16 protein-coding genes, 1 tRNA gene and 1 pseudogene are annotated in these 14,042 nt (G+C 59.3%); 10 read left to right on the top strand and 8 right to left on the bottom strand.

Features of this window, described 5'->3' with window-relative positions:
- The 5 genes and pseudogenes from B7Y89_RS14720 to B7Y89_RS14740 form a co-directional block, all read left to right on the top strand.
- Nucleotides 1–265: pseudogene (locus B7Y89_RS14720) on the top strand (TonB-dependent receptor); the annotation flags it as partial.
- Nucleotides 266–324: 59 nt separating this feature from the next.
- Entirely contained in the window at nt 325–1,077 is a 753-nt protein-coding gene (locus B7Y89_RS14725) for a glutamine amidotransferase (RefSeq protein WP_292939257.1), read from the top strand.
- A 2-nt stretch (nt 1,078–1,079) separates the two neighbouring features.
- Complete coding sequence (locus B7Y89_RS14730) at nt 1,080–1,862, top strand: sulfite exporter TauE/SafE family protein (protein WP_292939258.1); 783 nt, start codon at nt 1,080–1,082, stop codon at nt 1,860–1,862.
- A 279-nt stretch (nt 1,863–2,141) separates the two neighbouring features.
- A tRNA-Val gene (locus B7Y89_RS14735) sits at nt 2,142–2,217 on the top strand.
- Nucleotides 2,218–2,303: 86 nt separating this feature from the next.
- Entirely contained in the window at nt 2,304–2,963 is a 660-nt protein-coding gene (locus tag B7Y89_RS14740) for an extensin family protein (RefSeq protein WP_292939259.1), read from the top strand.
- Between the two features lie 63 nt (nt 2,964–3,026).
- On the opposite strand, the gene B7Y89_RS14745 is transcribed toward B7Y89_RS14740, so the two are convergent.
- The 7 genes from B7Y89_RS14745 to B7Y89_RS14775 all read right to left on the bottom strand — a co-directional run bounded on the left by B7Y89_RS14745 (nt 3,027) and on the right by B7Y89_RS14775 (nt 9,682).
- A complete protein-coding gene (locus B7Y89_RS14745) occupies nt 3,027–3,647 on the bottom strand; it encodes a LuxR C-terminal-related transcriptional regulator (protein ID WP_292939260.1) in 621 nt (206 codons plus the stop codon).
- 265 nt (nt 3,648–3,912) lie between these two features.
- Entirely contained in the window at nt 3,913–4,677 is a 765-nt protein-coding gene (locus tag B7Y89_RS14750) for a proteasome-type protease (protein ID WP_292939261.1), read from the bottom strand.
- 79 nt (nt 4,678–4,756) lie between these two features.
- Nucleotides 4,757–5,569, bottom strand: coding sequence for a transglutaminase family protein (locus tag B7Y89_RS14755; RefSeq protein WP_292939262.1), 813 nt, complete (start codon nt 5,567–5,569; stop codon nt 4,757–4,759).
- Between the two features lie 8 nt (nt 5,570–5,577).
- The gene (locus tag B7Y89_RS14760) at nt 5,578–6,525 is read right to left on the bottom strand and encodes an alpha-E domain-containing protein (RefSeq protein ID WP_292939263.1); all 948 of its coding nucleotides are present in this window, start codon (nt 6,523–6,525) and stop codon (nt 5,578–5,580) included.
- Complete coding sequence (locus B7Y89_RS14765) at nt 6,525–7,958, bottom strand: circularly permuted type 2 ATP-grasp protein (RefSeq protein ID WP_292939264.1); 1,434 nt, start codon at nt 7,956–7,958, stop codon at nt 6,525–6,527. The genes B7Y89_RS14760 and B7Y89_RS14765 overlap by 1 nt, the downstream gene beginning before the upstream one ends.
- A 119-nt stretch (nt 7,959–8,077) precedes the next feature.
- Nucleotides 8,078–8,869: an alpha/beta fold hydrolase gene (locus B7Y89_RS14770; protein ID WP_292939322.1), complete on the bottom strand. Its 792-nt coding sequence runs from the start codon at nt 8,867–8,869 to the stop codon at nt 8,078–8,080.
- Between the two features lie 264 nt (nt 8,870–9,133).
- Nucleotides 9,134–9,682, bottom strand: coding sequence for a DUF3617 domain-containing protein (locus B7Y89_RS14775; RefSeq protein ID WP_292939265.1), 549 nt, complete (start codon nt 9,680–9,682; stop codon nt 9,134–9,136).
- A 120-nt stretch (nt 9,683–9,802) separates the two neighbouring features.
- On the opposite strand from B7Y89_RS14775, the gene uvrB reads away from it, so the two are divergent.
- From uvrB to B7Y89_RS14800, 5 genes are all read left to right on the top strand, one after another.
- Nucleotides 9,803–12,004: an excinuclease ABC subunit UvrB gene (gene uvrB, locus B7Y89_RS14780; protein WP_292939266.1), complete on the top strand. Its 2,202-nt coding sequence runs from the start codon at nt 9,803–9,805 to the stop codon at nt 12,002–12,004.
- 150 nt (nt 12,005–12,154) lie between these two features.
- On the top strand, nt 12,155–12,409 hold the full coding sequence (locus B7Y89_RS14785; RefSeq protein WP_292939267.1) for a type II toxin-antitoxin system HicA family toxin: 255 nt from the start codon (nt 12,155–12,157) through the stop codon (nt 12,407–12,409).
- A complete protein-coding gene (locus B7Y89_RS14790) occupies nt 12,406–12,630 on the top strand; it encodes a type II toxin-antitoxin system HicB family antitoxin (RefSeq protein WP_292939268.1) in 225 nt (74 codons plus the stop codon). Before B7Y89_RS14785 ends, B7Y89_RS14790 begins: the two co-directional genes overlap by 4 nt.
- Before the next feature lie 44 nt (nt 12,631–12,674).
- On the top strand, nt 12,675–12,875 hold the full coding sequence (locus B7Y89_RS14795; protein WP_292939269.1) for a hypothetical protein: 201 nt from the start codon (nt 12,675–12,677) through the stop codon (nt 12,873–12,875).
- A 1-nt stretch (nt 12,876) separates the two neighbouring features.
- Nucleotides 12,877–13,440 (top strand): hypothetical protein, encoded by a 564-nt coding sequence (locus tag B7Y89_RS14800; protein ID WP_292939270.1) that lies wholly within the window; start codon nt 12,877–12,879, stop codon nt 13,438–13,440.
- Between the two features lie 45 nt (nt 13,441–13,485).
- Here B7Y89_RS14800 and B7Y89_RS14805 read toward each other — a convergent pair whose 3' ends face one another.
- Nucleotides 13,486–14,025, bottom strand: coding sequence for a hypothetical protein (locus B7Y89_RS14805; protein ID WP_292939271.1), 540 nt, complete (start codon nt 14,023–14,025; stop codon nt 13,486–13,488).
- Nucleotides 14,026–14,042 lie beyond the last annotated feature (17 nt).

The raw sequence follows: 14,042 nt of genomic DNA on the forward strand, positions 1-14,042 counted from the left end.
CCTCGGCTATGATGCCAGCTACCGTTCAAGCTGGTCATCCAACCCGTCGCCGTCGATCTATACCAACGTCGATGGCTATTCGATCCACAACTTCCGCGCGGGCTTCCGCACCGACCGTTTCGATGTGTTCGGCTGGGTGCGCAACGCATTTGACCAGAACTACATCGAACTCCTGCTGGCTGGCACCGGCGGCAACACCGGCCTTGTCGCGGGCCAAGTCGGCGATCCACGCACCTTCGGCGGAACGATCAAGTACTCGTTCTAAGCCGACAGCGGGCCGGATTGTGCATGTCGATCCGGTCCGCTGCTTTGACGAAAGACCCAATGAAACAGAAGACTGCCCTGATCATCCGGCACGTTCCCTACGAAGGGGTTGCCGGGTTCCGCGATCCGATTGAAGCAGCAGGCTATCAGGTGGATCGCGTCGACGTCAGCGATCCCGGCTTTTCGCAAATCGATCTTTGCCATCATGATCTGTTGATCATGATGGGCGGTCCGATGGGCTTCTACGAACAGGACCAACACCCCTGGATCTCATGCCAGCTGCGCCGCCTGGCCAAACGCCTTGAAGCGGACCGGCCAACGCTTGGCGTATGCTTCGGCGCGCAAATGATAGCCGCAGCTTTGGGTGCTCGTGTCTATCCCGGCCCTGCCAAGGAAGTCGGCTTCCACCCGGTGCGTATCCACGACAACGCCATTGATGGACCATTGCGGCACTTGGTCGAGGTTCCGGTGTTGCATTGGCATGGCGACACGTTTGATTTGCCGAATGGGGTTGAATTGCTGGCCTCCAGCCATGTGTATGATCATCAAGCTTTCCGTCGCGGCGCGAACCTTCTTGCGCTCCAGTTCCACGCTGAAATGGGCCGCGATGAGCGGTTCAACGCATGGATTGAAGAGTGGCCGGAATCCGTTGTCGAAGCAGGAGGCACCGAAAGCGATCTGCGCGCAGCTCATGAACAATTCGGCCCCATTGTCGTGGCAGCTGGTCAATCAATGATTGCCGATTGGCTTGAAGGCATAGATCAGGCAAATCGTGCCGAGCCCTCCACACTGCCCCTATTCCAGAAAGCCTAACTATGTTTCCGCTTCCAGAGCTGACTGTTGAACATATTCAGGCAATCCTTCCCTTCATCGCCGTAGGATTCTTTGCGCAACTGATCGATGGTGCATTAGGCATGGCGTTTGGCGTGCTGACGAATACGCTGCTCGTGAGTGTGATGGGGCTTGCCCCCGCGCGCGCTTCAGCCAGTGTGCATCTGGTTGAGAGCTTTACCACCGCAGCCTCCGCAATCAGTCACGTGCTACACAAAAACGTGAACTGGCGGCTTTTTGCCCGCCTCGCCATTCCCGGAATGATTGGTGGTATCGGCGGCGCCTACCTCCTCACAAATATTGACGGCGACGTGATCAAGCCGTTCATCATGGCCTATTTGTCGGGCATCGGGTTCTATCTGTTGTGGCGTGCTTGGGAAATGGACCATGGCCACGAACACAAGGCTGCCAAAGTTGTCGAACCCTTGGGGCTTGTTGGCGGATTTCTGGATGCTGTGGGCGGCGGCGGTTGGGGGCCGGTGGTAACTTCAAACTTACTGGTTCAGGGGACCGAGCCACGCACAACCATCGGCACCGTCAACACGGCCGAGTTCTTTCTCACCACAACAATCTCGATCACCTTCATCCTGACGCTTGGCCTGCAGGCGTTCACAATCGCCGCTGTCGGTCTGATCATAGGTGGTCTTTTGGCAGCACCGCTCGGAGCCGTTATTGCAAAAAGGATTTCGGCAAAGCGGCTCATGGCGATGGTCGGCGTTCTATTGACCGCAACAAGCCTGTTCAGTTTATATAGGGTTTTGGCTTAAAGCCACTTGGAAAGCCTGACGATCAACTGGCGTTTTGAATGCTGCACTTCCGATTAGCGAGTGACTGCGTGAGAGCCTCCTCTGCTAGATCATCGCCACGATTGTTTTATGGCGAGCCTCTGCCTAATGGTTTTCAAACCAACTGTCTCGGGTCAAATCTCCTTCGGGACTATTTCGGGACTCTGGATGCAAACAGACGCCCATCGCTGCCTCACCATTCCGCTAATCAGGCATTGACGAACGCGAAAAATGCAGCAATAGCGCCACTTCCGCGAGAGCGGGCGCTTAGCTCAGTTGGTAGAGCATCTCGTTTACACCGAGAGGGTCGGCGGTTCGAGCCCGTCAGCGCCCACCATTGCCGGATTCCACCTCTCATCGGGCACAGTCTAACGCGTTGTTAACGCGTCGCTAACCGTGTTGTGGCAGGTTTTGCCAATGAGCATGAGGGTTCTTACCGCAATCATCGGGGCTGCGCTGGTGGCCGGCTGTGCCGGTTCGCCTGATAGCGCCCGCCAGCCTCCATCGCGCGACACCGGCGCGTCGATTACCCAGACGCCGCAGGGACGTGCCTGCCTTGCCAGTCTGGGTGCGACGCAAGCGAACTTTACCCCTCTGGCAGACCGCTTTTTCGGGGCGGGCTGCGCAACACTCGGCACGGTCAAGCTGGGCTGGCTCAGCGGAGATGCAGGGCGGCTGGATGTGACCAATCTGGGTCCGGTATCGTGCCCCCTGGCCAATGCGATGCAGAATTGGGCGCGCTTCGGGGTTGACCGCGCGGCACGGCAAATCCTTGGCAGCCCACTCGCCCGGATCGAGACGATGGGCAGCTATTCTTGCCGCAATGTGGCCGGAACGGGCAGGCTTTCGGCGCACGCCACGGCCAATGCTGTTGATGTCGCCGCCTTCCGCCTTGCCGACGGGCGCCGGATTAGTGTCCTGAACGATTGGAATTCACCCTCGCCTCAAGTCCGCGCATTTCTGCGGACCATCCGCGATAGCGGCTGCAAGCGTTTCGGCACGGTGCTTTCGCCGGAATACAACGCCGCGCACCGCGATCATTTGCATCTGGAATCAAGCGCGATGCGTCCGCTTTGCCGGTAAGTTCAAACGAAAAAGGCGGAGCATTTGCCCCGCCTTTTCACATTATGCTTGTCGCTTGAAGGCTTAAGCCGCGATATCATCCAGGCCGGTAGCCTCGATCCGCAAGCGGACGGCTTCGGCGGCGTGGCGCGCGCCAAGTTTGCCCATCATCTTCATGCGATGGATTTCCACAGTCCGCGGGCTGATATCAAGTTCCCGCGCAATCGCCTTGTTGCTGCAACCTTCGGCAAGGCGATCAAGCACTTCGCGTTCGCGTGAGCTGAGCCGCGAAATACGCTGGCGGGCTTCTGCTGCGCGGGCACGCTGGGCACGGAATGAATCCGCTTCACGTGCGGCTTGCGATACCGCTTCATTCAAAGGCGCGATCTGCGATGGCATTGCCAGATAATCCAGCGCGCCTGCTTTGATGGCGCGAACCACAGCCGATGTTTCGGGTGTTTCCGCAATCGCGATGACCGGCAACCAGTGCCCGGCGCGCATCATGGCCGCAATCAGGTTGGGGATACCTTCCCCCACCGGATCGTCCTGGGCAAGCACCAGACCGCCTGATGGCGCATGCGCCAGAAGCTCATCGGCGTTTGCATAAATCTCGGCATGATGCCCAGCGGCGAACGCAAGGCGTGCCAACTGGGCCCTGCGGGCGGTGTGACCATCAAGGATGTGGAGTGTTACGCGTTCAGCCATGGACAGACTAAGTCACTGGTCTGCAAAATAAAGCCACAAATGTTTGTTTCGGAATGAACCGATTATCGGGGAGATTCAGACAAACATACAGGTTTTTGCTTAGGAGTATCGCTTCGGGAACGGATCATTCCCTTATGCGTTGCGCATTCCCAGCAACCGTCTGCATCAAATTTTAGCTAAGCGCATGGCATTGCAGCAATTTTTGGAAAGGCGATGTTAACCACAAACACCGCCCCAAGCGCGCCGGAAACCCGATAGCACCGCTTCAGACTTTGTCTGCCTCTTCACCATCTTGTGTGAAGTTGTAACCGGGCAAGGAGTGGAAGGCCTGCCTTAACGCTTCGCTCCAACTTGATGAGATTGCCTTGAAGTAAGGGTCGCTGGCAAGGATGCGACGGTGGTGCAGAGGCTCAAACCGGTCGCGTTCGATAACCATAAGGTCGAACGGCAAACCGACCGAAAGATTGGCGGCCAGCGTTGAATCGAAAGATACCATCAGCAGCTTGACCGCATCTTCAAAGCTCATCGTCCGGTCATACCCGCGCAACAGGATCGGGCGGCCGTACTTGGTTTCGCCTATCTGGAAAAACGGCGTGTCAAAGCTGGCCTCGATGAAGTTGCCTTCGGGATAGATCATGAACAAGCGCGGTTCCATGTCCTTGATCTGGCCTGCCACAATCATCGACGCGGTAAAGCGCGGCCCTTCGGATTCCATGCCACCTTCCTGGCGCCCCGCGATCACGCTGCGCAACAAGCCGCCCACCTGGGTGGCAACCTGAAACATCGTCGGTGCATCAAGAATGGACGGGCGACGGTCGCAAGGTGCCTTGTTGCGCTCTTCAAGCTGGGAGATCACGGCCTGGGTCGTGGCGAGGTTGCCAGCGGTCATGATCGTTATCTGCCGCTCACCCGGCACAGACCAGTGAAACATCTTGCGGAACACCGAAATATTGTCGACGCCCGAATTGGTGCGGGTATCGCTCATCAGGACAAGTCCCTTGTCGAGCACCATTCCCACGCAGTACGTCATTGCCTTGCCCCGATTTTCCCTGTCCGTGGTGCTGTTTACAGCTTTTGGCCGAATCCGGCGTTAATTTGGTATAGCAGATTTATTGCTGAACGTGGTGTTGTTCTACTGCAAGCTTTACATGCATGGCCTCGTCCCGCGCGCCATATCGTATGCCGGTGATGGGGGCTGCGTCCTTGTAATCCCGCCCGGTCGCCACGCGGACATACCGCGCATCAGGACTAATCCCGTTCGAGATGTCGAAACCGACCCAGCCCAGCCCTTCGACATGCGCTTCGGCCCAGGCATGGCCGGCATCCTGTTCAATCCGGTCGTCCATCATAAGATAACCGCTGACATAGCGCGCCGGAATGCCCAGCGCACGCGCCGCGCCTATAAAGACATGCGCGTGGTCCTGACACACCCCGCGCCCTGCGGCCAGAACGCCCTCCGCCGTCGTGGCAGAATCGGTATGACCGGCGGCATATTCCACGCGATCGCGGATCAAGGCCGAAAGGTTGTGCAATGATGTCAGCGTATTGGCCTCGGACGGCAACCCTGTCAGCAGGCTGCGCGCGCGTGGCCCGACCCTTGTCAAATCGGTCTGTTCCAGGAACTGCCACATCGGCATAAAGCCAGAATGGCGACCTATAATGCCTGATTCATCGTTGGTATCGATCAAGCCTTCGCAGCGGATCGTCACTTCGCTGGCACCCGGATCGAACGAGATCAGCGAAACGTGATTGCAGTTGGGGTCTTCGTATTCCACCTGAAGATGCGCACCTTCGAACGACATGTTCCATTGGATCACGCGCTGCCCGGATGACGTCTTGGGCATGAGGCGCAAGCGCTGTAGCCCGCGGCTGACGGGTCCGGAAAACACGTAATGCGTGGTATGGTCAACGGCGATGCGCATTGGCGGCCTTATTCTGTAAAGCGGTAATCGCGCTGAATTTGCAGCGCTAGCGCGGTATTGGCGCGGATGAACTTGCCGATAAATTCGTGCAAGCCTTGTTCGAAAATACCTTCGATTGTCGCAGTGTGAAATTGGCAATCGGCATCGCGCAAGATTTCATGGCTGTGCATTTCATTGCCATATTCGCGCGCAAGGCTGGCAAGGTTTGACCGCAGCTTTGAATAGCAAAACGCCAGACTGCGCGGGAACCGTCCGTCAAGGATCAGGAACTCGGCAATGCCGCGCGGGTCCATACGTCCGGCATTCAACCAACGATAGGCGCGCTCCCCGGCCACTGATCGCAGCACATTTTCCCACTGCACGTTATCAAGGCTTGATCCGACATAGGACACCGATGGCAGCAGCACGTAATACTTCACGTCAAGAATACGCGCGGTATTATCAGCGCGTTCGATAAAACTGCCCATCCGCGCAAAGTTGTAAATTTCGTTGCGCAGCATGGTACCTTCCATGGCCCCGCGCACTTGCGTTGACTGGCGGCGGACCAGATCCAGCACCGCGCCCAGCCGCGTTTCGGTTACGGGCCGCGCCAGCGCATCGCGCAATTGCATCCAGCCGTCGTTGACTGATTCCCACACCTCGCGCGTGATCCCGCCGCGCACCATGCGCGCATTGGTCCGTGCGCCTTCGGTAATCGCCATGATGCTGCCGGGGTTATCCTTGTCGCGCAGGATAAAGTTGAACACATGCGGGCCGGTATATTCGGTCCCGTGCCGCGCCTCGAACGCTTGGCGCAGCCCCAGCGTAACGATGAGCGAGCGCCATTCGTCCGTCGCGTCAGACGCAGACCGCGTCAATGCCATGCGAAAGCCCGCCTCGATCAGGCGCGAAATGTTTTCCGCCCGTTCAAGATAGCGGAACAACCAGAAGATGCCGTTTGCCGATCTACCTAACATCAGTCGTCCAGTACCCAGCTGTCTTTGGTGCCACCACCTTGCGACGAGTTCACCACCAGCGATCCCTTTTTCAGCGCGACCCGCGTCAGCCCGCCCGGCGTAATGTCTATGCCGTTGGGGCTGACCAGCACGAACGGCCGCAAATCCACATGGCGCGGCGCAAGCCCTGCCTTGGTCAGAATCGGCACGGTAGAAAGCGCCAGCGTTGGCTGCGCGATGTAATTCTCGGGCCGCGCCCGCAGCTTTGCCTCAAACGCCACCAGTTCCCGCTTGGACGATGTCGGCCCGATCAACATGCCATAGCCGCCCGATCCGTGGACTTCCTTCACCACCAGCTCGGCCAGGTTATCCAGCACGTACTTCAGCGCTTCGGGTTCAGAGCAGCGCCATGTCGGCACGTTCTGCAATATCGGCTTTTCACCAGTATAGAACTCGACGATTTCGGGCATGAACGAGTAGATCGCCTTGTCATCGGCAATTCCCGTTCCGGGCGCATTGGCGATGGTAATCCCGCCCGCCCGGTAAACGTCCATTATCCCCGTGACACCCAGCACGCTGTTCGGGTTGAACGTAAGTGGATCAAGATATTCATCGTCAACCCGGCGGTACAGGACGTCAATCGGCTCATACCCGCGCGTGGTGCGCATCGCGATGCGGCCGTTCTCCACCCGCAAATCGCTGCCTTCAACCAGTTCTGCGCCCATCTGGTCGGCCAGAAACGCATGCTCGAAATAGGCCGAGTTATAAATCCCCGGCGTCAGCACCGCAACGAGTGGCTTTTTGCGGTCACACGCAGGCGGCGCGCAGGCGGCAAGGCTGCGGGCCAAGCGACGCGGATAATCCGAAACTTCACGCACACGCACCCGCGTGAACAATTCCGGGAACATCGCCATCATCGTCTCGCGGTTCTCCAACATATAGGAGACACCGGACGGAGTGCGGGCGTTGTCCTCCAGCACCATGAAATCATCCTCGCCCGTGCGGACAAGGTCGATCCCGACAATATGCGTGTAAACCCCGCCCGGCGGCGTGAAGCCAACCATTTCAGGCAGGAACGCCACGTTGTTTTTCAACAAGCGCGCAGGCAGGCGGCCCGACCGCACAATTTCCTGACGGTGATACAGATCGTGCAAAAAGGCGTTGAGCGCCCGCACCCGCTGTTCAATCCCGCGCGACAATTTGCGCCATTGCTGTGCGGTGATGATCCGGGGGACCATATCGAACGGGATCAGCCGCTCTTCGGCATCCTCGTTCCCATAGACATTAAAGGTAATTCCGGTGCGGCGAAAGAAGGCCTCAGCCTCACTGCCTTTGCGCCGCAACAAGTCGGCTGGTTGTTCATCATGCCATTGGCAGTAACCGGCATAGGCAGAGCGCACCGATCCATCGGCATCGAGCATCTCGTCATATGACAAGGGCAAGGTTTTTTTCATAGGCACATCCCGTCTGGTGCTCAAGCTTGCACAACGAATCGGGTTTGCCAAGCGCATGCATGTTGCACTTGCGAAATAAATTTGGCGTCAAATTGTAATGATGGTCTGGCGATGCCAGTTCAGTATGCGTTGATCAGCCGATTGACCATCGCTGCCACATCGGGATGTGCGGCAAAGCCCAAGTGCGTACAGCGCATTGGCACAGCCAGATCACGCTCATCCTTGCGTCCACAAGCAGAACGTGGCGAAACAATGCCATCGCGCGCGCTCCACAGCGCCACAGTCGGCACCGGTGGCTTGACCGCCATCTCGCGACCGATCGGCGGTTCGTCCACGGAATGGCCAGCGATCAGTTGATAAGCCCGCCAGGCATTGTTGGCGCGGCGGTCACCCGAAAACGGGGTGCCCATCGTGATGACCAGCCGCACCGACTCGGGGTGCTTACGCGCCACTTCGCGGGCAAAGATGCCGCCAAGGCTCCAGCCGACCAACACCAACGGCTCGCCTTCTTTGCGCGCCATGGCCACCACACGTTGGCACAGTCGCTCGAACCGTTCTTCGCTCGGCCCGAAATTGAAGCCGAGACCCCAATCGCTCACCCGGTGCCCTGCATCTTGCAGCACTCGCGCCAGTGGCTTCATCCGCGCCGGATGCGTGCCGAATCCGGGCAGCAGCATCACCGCGCGCGACGGGCCGCTTGGCACTTGCGCCAAGCGCGGACGCCGCGTGGCTTGCCAATGCTCAATCGGTGTGCGCAATTCGCCAACGAAGCGTTCCCAAGCCGGACCGCGTGACCCGGCAGGACGCGTCTCAAACGCCAGCGCACGCCGCCGCACGATTTCATCGCGCAGCACGGCGGCCCGGGCAATCCATTGCCCTTTGCTGCCCGCAGCTTGCTGTTGTCCGATCATCATTTCCATTGTGTGCACTCTTTCGGCCTAACTCCCGATGAACGCCAGCATTTCAGAAATGTTTCACATAATCGTCAAGGTTCTTAAAAATGTCTTCAAGCTGCGTAGGCAAAATCCAACCGGTTCCAATATGCCAAATCCCTGCTCTCTCCCCTCAAGGGGAGAGATACGCAGGCTTGGCAGCTTGCTGCCTAGCCGTAGTTGAGAGGAGTATGCAGCGCTGCCAGTCTCCCCATCGGCCCGGACCTTATCAGGGCACACACATCAAGATTGCTCATCCCCCTTGCAATCGCCCACGTGCTTGGACGCAATCGCCATTGTCATGTTCATGGTTTTGCCATTGGGCGCGGCGCCTTGCATGTCCATTGTCATGTCATAGCTATCCGGGCTGTACGTCCCCGCCAGCTTCATCTTGGCCTCTGCCGTACCATCAGCTCCTTGGCCCTTGCACGTCATGGTCGCGTCAACTTTGCCGCCGCCCATCGTGAACGTATCGTACCGGCAGTCCGTACCTTCCTGACCAAAGAACGAACCGTCGGGCTTTTCGGCCTCTTCCTTGGTCAGGCAGCTGGCGTACGTGCGGCCTTTCCCCATCATCTGTTCCATCGCCTTCTGGGCTTCAAGCGGCATGCCTTCCACTTCGAACTTGGCGAAATTCATCGTCAGTTCCCACCGGCCGGGCTTCAACTTCATCCCGGCATCAGCGACAGACTTGGCCACTTCAGCGGTTGAGGCGTCCTTCTTTTCAACGACCTTGTCATCCCCGCAGGCAGACAAGGCAGCGGCAAGCAACAGGGCATAGGCAGCACGCATCGGACTCTCCTCCACTGGTTCGAGCCCAAGCTAGCAGTCTCGAAACAAAGCGCCAGTGGGTCTTCTTCACGCGCTTGTATGCAGGTTGCACGGGCGTGGTTTGTTCCCCATATCGCACTCATGGCCGAACTCGTTATCCGCAGGGGACTCGAAGAGCCCGACACATCGGGCACTTTCGTGCCGCACCGCCCCGCCCGCCCTGACAAGGTCGAAGGCGGCAGGCCCTTCAAGGTCGTCTCGGAATACCAGCCCGCAGGCGATCAGCCCACCGCCATCGCCGAACTCGTCGCAGGGATTCGCGGGCAGAACGGCGGCGAAGGCGATATGACGCAAGTCCTGCTCGGCGTCACCGGTTCGGGCAAGACCTTCACGATGGCCAAAGTCATCGAAGAGGTACAGCGCCCCGCCCTGATCCTTGCCCCCAACAAGATCCTCGCCGCACAACTCTATGGCGAAATGAAAAGCTTTTTCCCCGAAAACGCGGTGGAATATTTCGTCTCGTACTACGATTACTACCAGCCCGAAGCCTACGTCCCCCGCTCGGATACTTACATCGAGAAAGAAAGCTCTACCAACGAAGCGATTGACCGGATGCGGCATTCGGCCACCCGCTCGTTGCTTGAACGCGATGACGTGATCATCGTCGCCTCGGTCTCGTGCATTTACGGCATCGGCTCGGTCGAAACCTATTCTGCCATGATCTTCGATCTGAAAGTCGGCAGCACCGTCGACAGCGGCGAAATCATCCGCAAACTCGTCGCCCTGCAATACAAGCGCAACGATCTCGGCTTTGGTCGTGGCAACTTCCGTGTGCGCGGCGATAACCTCGAAATCTTCCCCTCGCACTATGATGACACCGCATGGCGCATCAGCTTCTTCGGCGACGAGGTAGAATCCATCGCCGAATTTGATCCACTTACGGGCAAGAGCGGCAACAAGCTCGAAAGCGTGCGCGTCTACGCCAATTCGCACTACGTCACCCCCGGCCCCACCATGCAACAGGCCGCCAGCGCAATCCGCTTCGAACTCACCGAACGGCTCAAGGAACTCGAAATCGAAGGCAAACTGCTCGAAGCCCAGCGCCTCGAACAGCGCACCAATTTCGACCTCGAAATGATCGCCGCCACCGGCTCCTGCGCAGGCATTGAAAACTACAGCCGCTTCCTTACCGGACGCCTGCCCGGCGAACCGCCGCCAACCCTGTTCGAATACCTGCCCGAAAACGCCCTGCTGTTCCTCGATGAAAGCCACCAGACCGTGCCGCAAATCGGCGCGATGGCGCGCGGGGACCACCGCCGCAAGATGACGCTGGCCGAATACGGCTTCCGCCTGCCCAGTTGCATTGATAACCGCCCCTTGCGCTTCAACGAATGGGACGCAATGCGCCCGCAGACCATCGCAGTCTCGGCCACGCCCGCCGCATGGGAGATGGAGCAATCGGGCGGCGTCTTTGCCGAACAGGTCATCCGCCCCACCGGATTGATCGATCCGCCGGTCGAAATCCGCCCGGTCGAAGATCAAGTGCAGGACTGCATCACCGAATGCAAAAAGGTCGCCGCCAACGGCTACCGCACACTCGTCACCACGCTAACCAAGCGCATGGCCGAAGACCTCACCGAATTCATGCACGAAGCGGGCCTGCGCGTGCGCTACATGCACTCAGACGTCGAAACACTCGAACGCATCGAACTGATCCGCGATCTGCGCCTTGGCGTCTATGATGTGCTCGTCGGCATCAACCTCCTGCGCGAAGGCCTCGACATCCCCGAATGCGGCCTCGTCTGCATCCTGGACGCCGACAAGGAAGGCTTCCTCCGCTCTGAAACCTCACTCATCCAGACCATCGGCCGCGCCGCCCGCAACGTCGATGGCCGCGTCATCCTCTATGCTGACCGGATGACCGGCTCCATGGAACGCGCCATCGCCGAGACCGACCGCCGCCGCACCCGCCAACAGGCGTACAACGAACTCCACGGCATCACGCCGCAATCGATCATCCGCGACATCCACAACATCATGGCAGACACCGCCAGCCGCGACGGTGTGCTGGTCGATATCGCTGATGACGGCGTCAACAACCTCGTCGGCCACAACCTGCGCGGCTACATCGAAGACCTCGAAAAACGCATGCGCGCGGCGGCAGCTGACTTGGAGTTCGAGGAAGCCGGACGTTTGCGCGATGAGATCAGGCGGATGGAAGCGACGGAGCTCGGCCTGCCAGCAGGTGAATACAAAGCCCCTATTGTGGGCCGAAGCAACGAGGGCAAACCGGGGACGCGCAAGACGCGCTACGGCAAGAGCCAGAAGAAGTGGGGGAAGTGAATGGAGTCGATAAGGTCGTGCAGGCCCTATCAGAAACTTTAAACCATTGAGTTTATCATCTTAGACTTCGGGTTGTGGGAAATGCCGCCTCGTGACTCGCGCCACCCCTACTCCACCAGTTAAGGTCTGTGTGTCCAAGGAACCGCAGCCATGACCCAACTCGACAAACTCTTCACACGGCTCCTCGCCAACCCGCGACAGTCCATCGCCTTCCGCGAATTCGAACGGTTGCTAACCGCCTTCGGGTTCACCCATGTGCGCACCAAGGGCAGCCACCAATCATGGCATCACCCCGCCGCTCCGCGCCCCTTGATCATCCAGCCGCGCGGCAAGGAAGCGAAGCCCTATCAAGTTCAGCAGTTTCTTGATATGATCGAGGAATTGGGCTTGAAGCTGGACGAATGAACGCGCACCACTATCATATCAATGTGTTCTGGTCTGCCGACGACGATTGCTGGATCGCCGACGTTCCAGACCTTCGCCCCTGTTCGGCCCATGGCGAAACGCCGTCAGAAGCGCTAGCCGAAGCTGAAGTTGCGATTGAACTCTGGCTGGAAACGGCCCGCGAATGCAATCTGGCGATCCCCGAACCCCGTTATCGCCCCGCGATTTACGCCGCCCGTTGAGGCCCACTATGGCCCGCAGCCGACGCCACACTCCCATTTCCGGAATGACCGGTGCTGAAAGCGACGCTTGGTGGAAAGCGAAATCTGCCCGCAAGTTGCGTCGTCGGGTCAAGCAGACCCTCCAATCAGGACAAGACCTCTTGCGCTTTGCCGGAAAACGCTGGGATCTGGTCGACCCGTGGACGTCAAACAAGGACGGAAAATCATGGTGGCGCAATCCCACCCCGCAATATTGGCGGAAATAACATGCGCCTGATCACCGCCGCCCTCGCACTCACCCTTGCCGCCTGTTCCAAATCCCCCGCTCCACCCATCCGCGAAGGTGCGCCGGATAACGCGGTTCGGATGGCTATGCCGGAAGGCGAGGCTTTGCCGGGGGTGAAGGACGCTGCTTCCACGCCGGTCTGGGCTGCTTCGGCAGATGGCCAATCCGCGCGGTTCGGCCATCCGGGTGAAACGCCGCTGGTGTCCGTCGCCTGCCGCGCCGGCGTGCTGGTCGTCACCCGCCACGCCTTTGCGCCCATTGGCGCGCAGGCGCTGTTTGCGCTTGTCGGCAGCGAAGGCATCTTGCGGCTGCCGGTCGATGCCACCGCCATTCCCGGCCAGCGCGGCTATTTGTGGCAGGGCCGTCTGGCCGCAGACGATGCGCGCGCTGACGTCCTTGGCGGGGCCTTTACCGGCACGCTTCCGGGCGCAGGCATGATCAAGGTTTCCGCAGGAGGCGCGGCGCAAGACGTGGTCACACGATGCAGAGGTGCTGCGCCAACAAGCGCCGCAGAGCCGATAACCCCTGCCTCTACCGCCGACTAACCCCATCTGTTCGTGTCGAGCGAACGGGGTTGGGTGGCCAAAAAATCAAATCTTGCCGAACTTCGCCTCATAGGCCGCAGCATCGCCGCTGGCCAAAAGCTTTGCCTGCTCCACCCAGTTATCCCGCACAGCACGGCCCGCGAACGATCCCAATTGCGCATCAATCCGCGCAATGTCCTCATCCCCCCAAGCCGCAATCTGGGCATAGCTGGTCACGCCCAGCGACGTCAGCAAAGCCTTCAGCTTCGGCCCCACGCCCTTGATCCGGCCCAGATCATCGCCTGCCGAAGCTGTCGCCACGGGCACAACATCGGCCACTTCCTCTGCCGCAGCATGCGCCACAATCTCGCCAATCCCGGCCATTGTGCCCACACCGGGCGGCGGCGTTACCAGCGCCGCAGCACTAGGCGCGTCAATCAGCGCGTTGTTGCGTTGCGCAGGCGCTGCGCCTTCCGAAAGGACATCGGTATATTCGCGCTTGGCCGGAGCCGCTTTCGAACGGCCCCACACCCACCACACCACCAGCGCGATCAGCAGAACGATCCCGCCCAGAACCAGTTGATTGGCTTCGATTAATGCGAGCATGGCAAACCCCTGATGCG

Origin of the sequence: Novosphingobium sp. 32-60-15, assembly GCF_002280675.1 — a bacterium.
GTDB lineage: Bacteria > Pseudomonadota > Alphaproteobacteria > Sphingomonadales > Sphingomonadaceae > Novosphingobium.